We start from the raw sequence: 12872 nt of genomic DNA on the forward strand, positions 1-12872 counted from the left end.
CTTTGTCCAGTGCGGTGCGCTGGCCACACCGCGTGCAATTTTTGATAACAAGAGCGCCCAATTCGAAGATCATCACGGCCTTGCCCGTGCATTGCCTTTGAACGCCGGGCTGCCGTTTTCAGTGTTTTGATTCACAACCGAAGAAAGAGAGAGGGATTGCCATGGGATTCATTCGCAAAATTTTGATTTTCATCACCGGCTATGCATGGCTGCTGCTGTTGCTGGGCCCCGGCCTGATTGCCATGTCGGTGTACAGCGGCTGGAAGGCCGATGGCGACCACGCCTTCACCGCCCGCGAAAAGCTCACCACCGTGACCGGCAAAGTGATGGAAGCCTCGGAAGTCACCGTCAAGCGCAAGCGCCGCTCCACCAAGCACTACTTCCAGATCAACGTGCAGCCCGATGCGGGCGGTGACGTGCAAAAGCTGCGCATCGACCAAACCACGCCCAAGGCGGTGGTGAGTGCCATGATCGATGAGAAGGTGACGGCGCTGGTCGACAAGAGCGACAACGACGTGGTGTACGAAGTGACGGTGAACGGCCAGGCCTTGATCGCCTACGAAACCACCAAGCAGCGATTGGTGGCCGAGGCAGCCTCTTCGGCCAAGTCGATGAGCGGCGCGGGAATGTGGATTTTTGCCATCTTCCTCACACTGATTGGCGCCGCCGGTGTGTGGTCCAATCGTAAACTGCGCGCTGCCGACGAAGAAGCGCAAGCCGCAGCGGCCTGAGATTCAAAGAGAGAGGGGGAGGAGGTGCGCACCTGCGCGCCGGCTCCCAAATTGCCAAACCACCAAGGAGGAATAAGCCATGAACCCTAACGTACTCACCCCCGACGCACCCGAAGGTGCCCCGTTTGAGCGGCGCGACTTCATCGTCTCGACCTACAAGCACCTGGGCGCCGCCATCCTGGCGTTCGTGGTGCTGTCGGCCGTGCTGATGATGACCGGCTTCTCTGGCACCGCCGCCAAGATGCTGCTGGGCAGCGGCAACAAGTTCCTGTGGCTGGGCGTCATGGGCGCCTTCATGCTGGTGGGCTGGCTGGCCTCGCACCTGGCCGACAACTCTGACAATCCCCAAACCCAGCTGATGGGCCTGGGCCTGTACGTGCTGGCCGAAGGCCTGATCTTCGCGCCCATGTTCGGCATTGCACAGATCGTGGCCCCTGGCGCCATCGGCGCGGCGGCGTTCATCACGCTGCTGCTGGTGGGCGCATTGACCTGGACCGCCTTCACCTCCAAGACCGACTTCTCCTTCCTGGGCGGCACGCTCAAGGTGGTGGGTCTGGTGGCGCTGGGCACCATCATCGCTGGCGCCATTTTTGGCTTCAAGCTGGGCATCTGGTTCTCGGGCCTGATGGTGGCGTTTGCCGGCGCTTGCGTGCTGTACGACACCTCCAAAATCATCCGTGACTACCCTGTGGACCGCCCTGCCGGTGCAGCCCTGCACCTGTTCGCCTCCATCGCGCTGATGCTCTGGTACGTGCTGCGCATCCTCATCAGCCTGGCCACCAACGACGATTGATCGCACCCCGCTGTGCCGACCAAGCCGGAGCCCACCACGCTCCGGCTTTTTTCATGGTGCTGCCTGTTTGATGTAAAAAGTGACTGTAGCGCTTGATTGATAAGCGCAAGCAGCTCTTGATTTGATAGCAAATGACCGCCTCTGCCCCCACCCCTGCGCAGGCCGTGCGCCTGGCCCCTGAACACCGCTTTGCCGACGAGCTGGCCCGCCTGGCTGCTGCCGACACCCATGCCCGCCCGCCGGGCTGGCGGCTGTCACCGCGTGCGGTGCGGCAGTTCATCCTGGGCGATGCGGGGCTCAAGGTCAGCCAGAAGTTCTTTGGCGACGATGCCCTGGTCGACCGGGCCATCGTCACCCTCATGGGCCACCAGGGCCTGATGCTGGTGGGCGAGCCGGGCACGGCCAAGTCGCTGCTGTCCGAGCTGCTGGCCGCCGCCATCAGCGGTGATTCGGGCCTCACCGTGCAGGGCACGGCAGGCACCACCGAAGACCACATCAAATACAGCTGGAACTACGCTCTGCTGCTGGCCGAAGGCCCCAGCCAGCGCGCGCTGGTGCCCTCGCCCGTGTACCGCGCCATGCAGGCCGGGCAGATCGTGCGGTTTGAAGAAATCACCCGCTGCCCGCCCGAGATCCAGGACGTGCTCATCTCGCTGATGAGCGACAAGCAACTCATCGTGCCCGAGCTGGCCAAGGACGAGAATGATGGCTCGCGCCTGTTTGCGCAGCGTGGCTTCAACATCATCGCCACCGCCAACCTGCGCGACCGGGGCGTGCACGAGATGTCGTCCGCGCTCAAGCGCCGCTTCAACTTTGAAACCGTGCGCCCCATCCGCGACCACCAGTTTGAGGTGGATTTGGTGATGGCCCAATTGCAGCGCGAGCTGGCAGGCACCGAGGCCCCCGTGCAGGTGCCACGCGATGTGGTGGGCTTGCTTGTCACCACGTTTCAAGAGCTGCGCGCAGGCCAGACGCAAGAGGGCACGGCCATCAAGGGGCTTGACGCCGTGATGTCCACCGCCGAGGCCGTGAATGTGGCCTATGCCGCTGCACTGCAGGCGAGGCACTTCAATGGCGGCGAGCTGACCCCGCGCGAAATCGCAGGCCAGCTGCAAGGCGTGGTGCTCAAAGACAGCCTGGACGACGCCAAGCGCGTGCGCCATTACTTCGACACAGTGGTGCGCGAGCGCGCCCGCCGCGACACGCTGTGGAAGCAGTTTCACGACGCCGCCCGCAGCCTGTGGCAATGAGCGTGATGCCCGCAGGCACCCCGGCACAACCCACAGCACTGCCCACCGCATTGCCCGATGCGATAGCGCAGCAACTGCCCCAGCTGCTGGGCACCGAGGGTGACCCGGCCCGCGTCGTCTTTGTGCCTGTGCGCCACCACAGCCCTGCCTGCGCCTGGGCCCTGCGCGCCCTGCTGCGCGAGCTGCGCCCCGCCGCCATCCTCATCGAAGGCCCGGACGACGCGCATGCCCTGCTGCCGCTGATGAGCGAGCCGCAGACCCGCCCCCCGTGGCCTGGCTGTGCCAGGCCGTGCGCGAGCGGCCTGTCGCCATCTCCGGTGACACCACCGATGACGCTGCACCCGAAGCAGGCGCAGACGCCGAACCCGATGGCCCCCGCACTGAAACGCGCAGCTCCTTCTACCCCTTTTGCGACTACAGCCCCGAGTGGATCGCCATCCGCGAAGGCGCAGCGCTGGGCGCGCAAGTGGCCCTGATCGACCTGCCCTGGCAAGACAAAGCCTGGGAGCGCGAGGACGGTGAAGGCGACGCAGAGGCCCTGGGCACCGCCGCGCGCAGCCAGATGGCAGAGCGCCACTTTGCCCACAGCCGCTACCTCACGGCCATGGCCCGCCAGCTTGGCTGTGCCGACCACCACGACCTGTGGGACCGGCTGTTTGAGCTGCGCAGCCCTGCCCAGCGGGCCGACTGGCGCAGCCTGTTCACCGACGTGTTCAGCTGGTGCGCCATGGCCCGGCTGGACTACGAGCCCGAAGTGCTCGAAGCCGAGCTGAGCCTGCCCCGCGAACGCCACATGGCCGCACACATCCAGCGCTGGCGCACGCAGGTGCAGGGGCCCATCGTGGTGGTGACGGGCGGTTTTCACACGCCCGAGCTGCTGCGCTTGTGCGGGCGCAGTGACGCGGCTACTGCCAGCGGTGATGCTGCCGCCAGCAAGCCCCGTAAAACCAAAGCCACGGCGGCCGCGAAGGTGGCCAAGGCATCCGCTGCGGCAGCCGCCCCCAGCGCCTGGCTCATCCGCTACAGCTTCGAGCAGCTCGACGCCCTCAACGGCTACAGCGCAGGCATGCCCTCGCCCGGCTACTACCAGCGCCTGTGGGAGGCTCTGAACCGCAGCGAGTCCGACGGATCGGCGCCATCGGCCTCCAGGCCGTTGGTTTCATCCCCATCCGCTCAGGCTGAGCCTGCCGAAGCCCCGCACGGCCTTGGCACGCCCAGCCCCTTCATTGCCGTGGCGCTGGATGTGCTCACCGGCTACGCCCAGCAAACCCGCCAGCAAGACCAGGCCGACGCGATCTCCACCGCCCTGGTGCAGGCCGCCGCCCTGCAGGCCCAGCGCCTGGCCGATCTGCGTGGCAACGCCGGGCCGGGGCGGCAAGACCTGCTGGACGCCATTCGCTCGTGCTTTGTCAAAGGCGCCATCGACGAAGGCACACGAGGCTTTACGGCAGACCTGCGTGCCTACCTCAGCGGCAGCCGCATGGGCGAGGTGCCCCCCAGCGCAGGCTCGCCACCCCTCATCGAAGACGCCCGCCGCCTGGCCCGCGCCGCCGGGGTGCGGCTCGACGACACCACCGCCCGCACCACTCGGCTGGACCTGTACCGCAAGAGCGCCCACCGTGTGCGCAGCCGCTTCTTTCAGGCCATGGCCTACCTCGACACCGGCTTGGCCCAATGGGTGAACGGCCCCGACTTTCTGGCGGGCACGCGGCTGAACCTGCTGTTTGAAGAATGGCACGGCGCCTGGAGCCCGCTGGTCGAAGCCCGCCTGATCGCCCTGGCCGCCGACGGCGCCAGCGTAGAGGCCGCCTGCCTGGCCAAGCTGCAGCGCGAAGAAGCCGCCCTGGCGGATGAGGGCCGGGGCCGCAGCGCCAGTGCCGCCGTCATGCTGCTGCTGCGCGCTTGCCTGGTGGGCCTGCAGCACCGCCTGCCCCAGTTGCTGGGCATGCTCTCCACCCACCTCAACGAAGACGCCTCGCTCGGCTCCGTCATCGACTGCGGCCACCGCCTGGTGACCCTGTGGCGCGCTCGTGAGCCGCTGGGCGTGCAACAGCACCCCGAGCTGCGCCGCTTGCTGGCCCGTGTGTGGCCCGCCGCGCTCTTCTTGCTGCCCAACCTGCAGCACAGCCCGGCCGATGCCGAGGCGCAAGCCGTGCAGCACCTGCTCGCCCTGCGCGAACTGGGCCGCATGCTGCATACGCTGGATGCGCCAGCCGTTACAGCTGCCCCAGCCCTCGCGTTGATCGACACCAGCCTGCTTACCCCCCACCTGCAGCGCTTTGCCACCGAGCCCGACACCGCCCCCGGCGTGTGCGGCGCCGCCACCGCCTTGCTGTACCTGGAGGGGTTGTGGGACGACGCCCAGCTTGACACCGTGCTGCGCCAACGCTTTGGCCCCGGTGCCGTGCCTGCCGATGCGGTGCGGTTTTTGAACGGCGTGATGCAAGCCGCCCCCGAGCTGCTGCTGTGCCTGCCCGCCTTGCTGCAGGGGCTGGACGCCCTGGTGCGCGGCTGGGACGAAGCCGCCTTCATCGCCCACCTGCCTGATTTGCGCCAAGCCTTCACGGCCCTGCGCCCCCAAGACACCGCCACCCTGGCCGAACGCGTGGTGGGCTTGCATGGCGGGGACGCGGGCGCGGCCAGCGCTTTGGTGGCCATGCACTACGAGACCAGCGAGGCCGACCTGCAAGCCGGGCTGGCGCTGCAGCAGGCCTTGCAGGCGGCGTTGGTGCGTGATGGGTTAGGGGCGTGGGCTGGGCCGTGAGGGCACCGCACTACCCGTTCGGGCTGAGCCTGCCGAAGCCAGGGCAGGGCGTCATGCACTCTCAAAATGATAGCTGTCTGCGCTGATCACGTAATGCCCAGAGGCGAATTCACCTCTAGGGAAGCGCTTCGGCAGGCTCCGCATGAACGGGCGGGGGAGTGCAGCCGAAGGCTCATCGCACCACACGCCCGTTCGGGCTGAGCCCGTCGAAGCCGGGGCACGCAGTGCGCAACGCCCTCAGCGGACGGCCTCGCCCAGCCCCTCCACTGCATTGATCACCCCACCCCCCAAACACACCTCCCCGTCATACAGCACCGCACTCTGGCCCGGTGTCACGGCCCATTGCGCATCGGCAAAGTCCAGGGCAAAGCCCTCGGGGGCGGCGGTCAGCGTGCAGGCCGCATCCTGCTGGCGGTAACGGGTTTTGGCGGCATAGGCACCTGGCGTGGGCGCGTGGCCTGCGCACCAGCTCACGTCTTGCGCGACCAGCCGGTGCGACAGCAGCCAGGGGTGGTCGTGCCCCTGCACCACGCGCAGCGTGTTCTTCTCCAGGTCTTTGCGGGCCACAAACCAGGGCTCGTGCGCGCCGCCTCCACGCTGGGCACCCTTCTCCTTGATACCGCCAATGCCCAGGCCCTGGCGCTGGCCCAGCGTGTAGAAGGACAGGCCCACATGCTGGCCCAGCTTGCGCCCCCGGTCGTCCAGGATGGGGCCGGGCGCGTGGCTGATGTAGCGGTTCAAAAACTCGCGGAAGGGTCGCTCGCCAATGAAGCAGATGCCGGTCGAATCCTTCTTCTTGGCATTGGGCAGGCCAATCTCTTCGGCAATGCGGCGCACCTCGATCTTGTGCAGCTCGCCCACGGGGAACAGCGTCTTGGACAGCTGCGCCTGGTTCAGCCGGTGCAAAAAGTAGCTCTGGTCCTTGCTCGGGTCCAGCCCCTTGAGCAGCTCATGCAGGCCCGTGGCCGGGTTGTGGCGCACGCGGGCATAGTGCCCGGTGGCAATCTTCTCGGCGCCCAGCCGCATGGCGTGGTCCAAAAAGGCCTTGAACTTGATTTCGGCATTGCACAGCACATCGGGGTTGGGCGTGCGGCCCGCCTGGTATTCGCGCAAAAATTCGGCAAACACCCGGTCCTTGTAGTCGGCCGCGAAGTTGACGTGCTCGATCTCGATGCCAATCACATCGGCCACGGCGGCGGCGTCCACAAAGTCGATGTTGGACGAGCAGTACTCACTGTCGTCGTCATCTTCCCAGTTCTTCATGAAGATGCCGACCACTTCGTGGCCCTGTTGTTTGAGCAGATAGGCCGTGACGGCGGAGTCCACGCCACCACTGAGACCGACCACTACGCGCTGATGTTGATTACCCATAGGGTCACGATTGTATTTTTGGAGCGGCCTTGTCGCCCTTCCTCTCCGCAAAGACCGTGCGGATGTATGACGACGGAGTCATTTTGTGCCCATCAACGCGCCTTCCGACAAAAGCGCAAACACGTTCTAAAGGCGCCATCGCTTCTAGGGCGCAGCGACCACGGCCACCGCCACGGGCGTCGCCGCAGGGCTGCCGCGTTGGTTCTGAATCTGGTATCGGTAGACGTAACCCTGTACATTGGTCGCGCCCTGCAATTGCTAGCGGATTGCATGGTTTTTTGCGTTGGTATTACCCCTTTGGATATGCAGAACCCGCCCAGGGCCGGAGAAGATGTTGATGAAAAACTTGTCGATTGGAAAACGGCTGGCACTGGTTTTAGGTGCCATCCTTGCGCTGCTAGTCATTACCAGTGGCTTAGCTATGGTCATGTTGCAGCAGCTCGGCCAGGAGGTGGAGGTGATGCTGGAGCGCAACACCCGCACTGAGCGTTTGGCAGTTGACTGGAGCATGAATCTGAACGCTGCGGTGCAACGGCGCGCAGCCATCTCCAAAAGCCAGGACCCTGGCCTCAAAGCCTACTTTGCGGAGGCCAATGCCCAAAGTGTGCGCGTGACCGGAGAGTTTCAAAAGCAGATCGACGAGCAGCTTAATTCGTCAGGTGACCGCGCCGCCTTGGAAGAAGTCAACGCCCGCCGCAAGGCCTACCAGATCGTGCGCGATGAAGTCACCAAACTCAAGGATGCGGGCGATGAAGCGGCAGCGGGCCGGCTCTTTGACGAGAAGTTCGATCCCGCCGCCCGCGCCTACCAAGAGGCTGTGCAAAAGGTGGTGAGCATGCAGCGTCAACAGTTGGATGCACGGGGCACGCAGGTGCTGGCGCTGCGCTCGCGCACGCTGTGGCTCCTGTCGGTCAGCGCTGGCGTCGGGCTGGTCCTGGGCGTTGTGCTTGCGTGGTTGCTGTCACGCAGCATCGTTGGTCCCGTGCGCCAGTCGCATGCGATCGCCGTAGAAATTGGATCGATGGACCTGCGGGGGCAGCCCCAGCCCGCCTATAGCAGGGACGAAACCGGCGCTCTTTTGCAGGCGCTGGACCGCATGCGTGCCGCATTGCGCAATACGCTGCTGGAGGTCCGTGGCGTTGTGGATGGCGTACACACCGCCAGCCAGGAAATTGCAGCGGGCAACATGGACCTGAGCGCCCGCACCGAGAGCACTGCCGGCAGTCTGGAAGAAACTGCCAGTGCCATGGAGGAGCTGACCAGCACCGTTCGGCAAAGCGCTGACGCGGCTTCACAGGCTAGCCAGCTTGCGTTGACTGCAGTGGATGTGGCTCAGCGCGGAGGCCAGCTCATGGGCACGGTCGTACAGACCATGGATCGCATCCACACCTCTTCTGGTCGCATTGCCGACATCATTGGCGTGATCGATGGCATCGCCTTCCAGACCAACATCCTTGCGCTGAATGCTGCCGTGGAAGCGGCCCGAGCGGGCGAGCAAGGCAGGGGCTTTGCCGTAGTGGCCAGCGAAGTGCGGGCGCTGGCGCAGCGCTCTGCCGCTGCCGCCAAGGAGATCAAGACGCTGATCGACGACAGCGTGGGCGAGGTTGGAACAGGCTCAACACAAATCAAGGAAGCCGGAGCTACGGTGGGGCAAATCGTCGACAGCATCCAGAAAGTGCGGGATATCGTTAGCGAAATCAGCGTTGCTACCCGTGAACAGAGCCAGGGTATTGCCCAGATCAATGTTGCCATTAACCAGCTGGACCAGATGACCCAGCAGAACTCAGCGCTGGTGGAGCAGTCGGCTGCAGCGGCGGGCAGTCTCAACGAACAGGCGCAGCGGCTCTCGCGTGCGGTGGCCGCCTTCCAGTTCGAGGATGGAGTCCATGCGGGAGCCGCCAGACTGCCCCACACCCAACCTGTGCAGCAAGCCTTGCGCGCTTGACGCACTGAGCGGCGTAAGCCTCTAGCCGCTGGGTGTAGTTGCTGCCGACTTGGCCTATCAGCACAGCAGCCCATTGACTGTGGGACGCTGAGCAAGAGTTCTTGCCCAGGGACTGAAAGACAGATCCACAACTGTGCCACCATCCCCCCATGGAACTCCGCCAACTCCGCTACTTCGTCCGCATTGTCGAACTCGGCTCCATGGGCCGGGCGGCGGCCGATCTGGACATAGTGCAGTCGGCGCTGAGCCAGCAGATCAGCCGGCTGGAGGGTGAGCTGAGCACCCGGCTGCTGCAGCGCACCTCCAAAGGTGCCGTGCCGACCGAAGCCGGGCTGGCGTTTTTTCGCGAGGCGCAACTGGCCCTGCGCCATGCCGATCAGGCGGCGCGGGCGGCGCAGCAGGCGCGGCTGACGGGCAGTGTGAGCGTGGGCCTGTCGCCCACCACGGCCTCGGTGCTGGGCGTGCCGCTGATGCGCGCCATGCACGAGCGTTACCCCGATGTGCGGCTGCACATGGTGGGCAGTTTGTCGGGCCACCTCTCCAACATGCTCAATGCGCGCCAACTTGATTTGGCGGTGCTGTTCGACACCCAGCCCGCGCGCCGCTGGAGCGTGCTGCCGCTGCTGGAAGAGCGGTTGTTCCTCATCCGCTCGGCCCAGCGCGGCGTGCGCAAGCCAGCGCTGCGGCGCAAGGTGGCGCTGGCGCAGCTGGCCGATGAACCCCTGATCTTGCCCACCGGCCCGCACGGCCTGCGCAGCCGGCTGGATGCGGCCTTTGCCCAGGCGCGTGTGGTGCCGCGCATGGCCATGGAGATTGACTCGCTGGCGCTGTTGATGGACGCGGTGGACATGGGCCTGGGCAGCACCATCCAGCCCTGGGCGGCGGTGGGACGCTATGCCGATGCGGCAGAGCGCTTTGTGCTGGCCGAGATTGCGGACGGCCCCGCCTTTCGGCCTGCGGCGCTGTGCAGCTTGTCGGACGATGAACTCTCGCCCGCCGCCCTGGCTGCGCGCGTGGTGCTGGGCGACTGCGTGCGCGAGCTGGTGCAGTCGGGCCGGTGGATCGGCGCCACGTTGGCGTAGGCCCGCAGAAGCTTCTGACCTTCTCTATAAGCACCAACCGTTCACGCTGAGCCCGTCGAAGCGCGGCGCAAGGCTTCGACAGGCTCAGCCCGAACGGTGGGAGCATGGCAAGAAGCACCGGAGCCATCACCCAACCCATCACGATCCGTGATGGGGCCATGCCTGTGCAGCCCCTGCACAAGCAGCGGGGTTCTTCCTACATTCAGGCCACCCATGAATGCAAAGAAGAACTGCAAATGCACCCCGATGTTTTGGTGATTGGCGGCGGCAATGCTGCCCTGTGCGCTGCGCTGATGGCCCGCGAGGCCGGGGCCAGCGTGCTGTTGCTTGAATCGGCCCCGCGCGAGTGGCGCGGCGGCAACTCGGGCCACACGCGCAACCTGCGCTGCATGCACGATGCGCCGCAAGACGTGCTGGTCGATGCCTACCCCGAAGAAGAGTTTTGGCAAGACCTGCTCAAGGTGACGGGCGGGCTGACCAACGAACACTTGGCGCGCCTGGTGATTCGTGAATCGAGCACCTGCCGCGACTGGATGCGCAGCCACGGCGTGCACTTTCAGCCGCCGCTGTCGGGTGCGCTGCATGTGGCGCGCACCAACGCCTTCTTCATGGGCGGGGGCAAGGCGCTGGTCAATGCCTACTACCGCAGCGCGGAAAAGCTGGGCGTGCAGATTCGCTACGAATCGCCGGTGGACCGCATCGAGGTGGAGAACGGCCGCTTTGTGGCCGCGCATTGCACCGTCAACGGCCAGCGTGAGCGCATCACGGCCAAGGCCTGTGTGCTGGCCGCAGGCGGGTTTGAATCCAACCGCGAATGGCTGCGCGAGGCCTGGGGCCAGAACGAGCGCGGCGAGTGGCCTGCGGACAACTTCCTGATTCGCGGCACGGCCTACAACAAGGGCGTGTTACTCAAGCACCTGCTCGACGACCACGGCGCCGACCGCATTGGCGACCCCACACAGGCGCACATGGTGGCCATCGATGCGCGTGCCCCGCTGTACGACGGCGGTATCTGCACGCGCATCGACTGCGTGTCGTTGGGCGTGGTGGTCAACCGCGAGGGCGCGCGCTTTTACGACGAGGGCGAAGACTTCTGGCCCAAGCGCTACGCCATCTGGGGCCGCCTGGTGGCGCAGCAGCCGGGGCAGATTGGTTATTCGATCATCGACAGCAAGGCCATCGGCCGCTTCATGCCGCCTGTGTTTCCGGGCGTCAAAGCCGACACGCTGCCCGAGCTGGCGCAAAAGCTGGGTCTGCCGGTAGACACGTTCACCCGCACGCTCGATGCCTACAACGCCGCCTGCCGCAGGGGCACGTTCGATCACACCGCGCTGGACGACTGCCACACCGAAGGCGTGGTGCCTGCCAAGACGCACTGGGCCCGCCCCATCGACACCGGGCCGTTCTATGGCTACGCGCTCAAGCCCGGCGTCACCTTCACGTACCTCGGCCTGCACACCGACGACACCGCCGCCGTGCGCTTCAACGACCAGCCCAGCCCCAACCTGTTTGTGGCGGGCGAAATGATGGCGGGCAACGTGCTGGGCAAGGGCTACACCGCCGGGGTGGGCATGAGCATTGGCACCGCGTTTGGCCGCATTGCCGGTACGCAGGCGGCCCGTGCAGCTTTGAACTCAAAACAGCCTCCAGCGCTTATCCATAAAGCGCAAGCAGCTACAAATACAGGAGCAACTCATGCAAACGCTTGAAGCCCTGACCTGCGACGCCAAGGCGCTGGCCAACGGCGACATCGTGCTGTCGGCCCCCGAGTCTGAAGTGGCCCGCCAGCTGCAGATCTGCAACGCCTGCCGCTACTGCGAGGGCTTTTGCGCCGTCTTCCCCGCCATGACGCGGCGGCTGGAGTTTGGCAAGGCCGACATCCACTTCATCGCCAACCTGTGCCACAACTGCGGTGCCTGCCTGCACGCCTGTCAGTACGCGCCGCCGCACGAGTTTGCGGTGAACGTGCCGCAGGCCATGGCCCAGGTGCGTGGGCAAACCTATGCCGACTATGCCTGGCCCCCAGCGCTGGGCCAGCTCTACCAGCGCAACGGCTTGACCCTGGCGCTGGCGCTGGTGGCGGGGCTCACGCTGTTCCTGCTGCTGGCGGTGGGGCTGCATGGCCAGGGCGTCAGCGCGCTGTGGCAATCGCCAGCGGGCGGCTTCTACGGCATCTTCCCCCACAACCTGCTGGTGGGCCTGTTTGCGCCGGTGTTCCTGTTTGCCGTGCTGGCCCTGGGCCTGGGCGTGCGCCGCTTCTGGCGCGACGTGACGCCCGCCACCAGCGGCGCGCCGCTGAGCACGCCCGCAACGGCCGAGGCCACTGGTGCGGTACTGCGCCTCAAATACCTGGACGGCGGCCACGGCGACGGTTGCCACAACGAGGACGATGCCTACACCCTCTCGCGCAGGCGCATGCACCACCTCACGTTCTACGGCTTCATGCTGTGCTTTGCGGCCACCAGCGTGGCCACGCTGTACCACTACCTGCTGGGCGTGCCTGCTCCGTATGACCTGCCCAGTTTTCCGAAGCTGCTGGGCGGCGTGGGCGGCATCAGCCTGGCGCTGGGCACCGCAGGCCTGTGGCGGCTGAACCTGCGCCGCCACTCCCAGCATGGCGATGCGGCACAAAAACCCATGGACCGCGCCTTCATTGCGCTGCTGTTCCTCACCGCCACCAGCGGCCTGGCCTTGTGGGCGGCCCGCGGCAGCGCGGCCTTGCCCCTGCTGCTGTGCCTGCACCTGGGCGCGGTGATGGCGCTGTTTGCCACGCTGCCCTACGGCAAGTTTGCCCACGGCATTTTCCGCACCGCATCGCTGCTGCGCCACGCGGTGGAAAAGCGCCAGCCCAACCCCATCGGGCTTGGTGCGGACTGAAGTGCAGTGCGCAACCCCCTGTGGCGCTGCGCGCCTTCCCCCTTCTCTCGCGCTGCGCG

Annotated in this window: 9 protein-coding genes; 8 read left to right on the top strand and 1 reads right to left on the bottom strand. The window is 65.8% G+C overall.

Annotated elements, in window-relative coordinates; translation table 11 throughout:
• The first annotated feature begins 161 nt into the window (after positions 1-161).
• From EAG14_RS00505 to EAG14_RS23130, 4 genes are all read left to right on the top strand, one after another.
• Positions 162-731: a hypothetical protein gene (locus tag EAG14_RS00505; RefSeq protein ID WP_121727732.1), complete on the top strand. Its 570-nt coding sequence runs from the start codon at positions 162-164 to the stop codon at positions 729-731.
• Positions 732-810: 79 nt separating this feature from the next.
• Positions 811-1524, top strand: a complete 714-nt coding sequence (locus tag EAG14_RS00510) for a Bax inhibitor-1 family protein (protein ID WP_121727733.1) — start codon at positions 811-813, stop codon at positions 1522-1524.
• Positions 1525-1655: 131 nt separating this feature from the next.
• Positions 1656-2774: an AAA family ATPase gene (locus EAG14_RS00515; RefSeq protein ID WP_121727734.1), complete on the top strand. Its 1119-nt coding sequence runs from the start codon at positions 1656-1658 to the stop codon at positions 2772-2774.
• A 268-nt stretch (positions 2775-3042) separates the two neighbouring features.
• On the top strand, positions 3043-5538 hold the full coding sequence (locus EAG14_RS23130) for a DUF5682 family protein (protein WP_371414386.1): 2496 nt from the start codon (positions 3043-3045) through the stop codon (positions 5536-5538).
• A gap of 237 nt (positions 5539-5775) precedes the next feature.
• Here EAG14_RS23130 and mnmA read toward each other — a convergent pair whose 3' ends face one another.
• Complete coding sequence (mnmA, locus tag EAG14_RS00525) at positions 5776-6909, bottom strand: tRNA 2-thiouridine(34) synthase MnmA (RefSeq protein WP_121727735.1); 1134 nt, start codon at positions 6907-6909, stop codon at positions 5776-5778.
• Between the two features lie 337 nt (positions 6910-7246).
• On the opposite strand from mnmA, the gene EAG14_RS00530 reads away from it, so the two are divergent.
• The 4 genes from EAG14_RS00530 to tcuB all read left to right on the top strand — a co-directional run bounded on the left by EAG14_RS00530 (position 7247) and on the right by tcuB (position 12813).
• Positions 7247-8854 (top strand): methyl-accepting chemotaxis protein, encoded by a 1608-nt coding sequence (locus tag EAG14_RS00530; protein ID WP_371414387.1) that lies wholly within the window; start codon positions 7247-7249, stop codon positions 8852-8854.
• A 149-nt stretch (positions 8855-9003) separates the two neighbouring features.
• Positions 9004-9936 carry a LysR substrate-binding domain-containing protein gene (locus EAG14_RS00535; RefSeq protein WP_121727737.1) on the top strand — a complete coding sequence of 311 codons (933 nt, stop codon included), beginning with the start codon at positions 9004-9006 and terminating at the stop codon, positions 9934-9936.
• Between the two features lie 236 nt (positions 9937-10172).
• The gene (gene tcuA / locus EAG14_RS00540) at positions 10173-11645 is read left to right on the top strand and encodes an FAD-dependent tricarballylate dehydrogenase TcuA (protein ID WP_121730220.1); all 1473 of its coding nucleotides are present in this window, start codon (positions 10173-10175) and stop codon (positions 11643-11645) included.
• Positions 11632-12813, top strand: a complete 1182-nt coding sequence (gene tcuB / locus EAG14_RS00545) for a tricarballylate utilization 4Fe-4S protein TcuB (protein WP_121727738.1) — start codon at positions 11632-11634, stop codon at positions 12811-12813. The genes tcuA and tcuB overlap by 14 nt, the downstream gene beginning before the upstream one ends.
• Positions 12814-12872 lie beyond the last annotated feature (59 nt).

This window comes from Acidovorax sp. 1608163 (assembly GCF_003669015.1).
Lineage (GTDB): Bacteria > Pseudomonadota > Gammaproteobacteria > Burkholderiales > Burkholderiaceae_C > Acidovorax.

Coding starts and splice junctions, on each gene's coding strand:
- tcuA (WP_121730220.1), top strand. CDS start 10,173: ATGCACCCCGATGTTTTGGTGATTGGCGGCGGCAATGCTGCCCTGTGC.
- EAG14_RS00535 (WP_121727737.1), top strand. CDS start 9,004: ATGGAACTCCGCCAACTCCGCTACTTCGTCCGCATTGTCGAACTCGGC.
- tcuB (WP_121727738.1), top strand. CDS start 11,632: ATGCAAACGCTTGAAGCCCTGACCTGCGACGCCAAGGCGCTGGCCAAC.
- EAG14_RS00515 (WP_121727734.1), top strand. CDS start 1,656: ATGACCGCCTCTGCCCCCACCCCTGCGCAGGCCGTGCGCCTGGCCCCT.
- EAG14_RS00530 (WP_371414387.1), top strand. CDS start 7,247: ATGAAAAACTTGTCGATTGGAAAACGGCTGGCACTGGTTTTAGGTGCC.
- EAG14_RS00505 (WP_121727732.1), top strand. CDS start 162: ATGGGATTCATTCGCAAAATTTTGATTTTCATCACCGGCTATGCATGG.
- mnmA (WP_121727735.1), bottom strand. CDS start 6,909: ATGGGTAATCAACATCAGCGCGTAGTGGTCGGTCTCAGTGGTGGCGTG.
- EAG14_RS00510 (WP_121727733.1), top strand. CDS start 811: ATGAACCCTAACGTACTCACCCCCGACGCACCCGAAGGTGCCCCGTTT.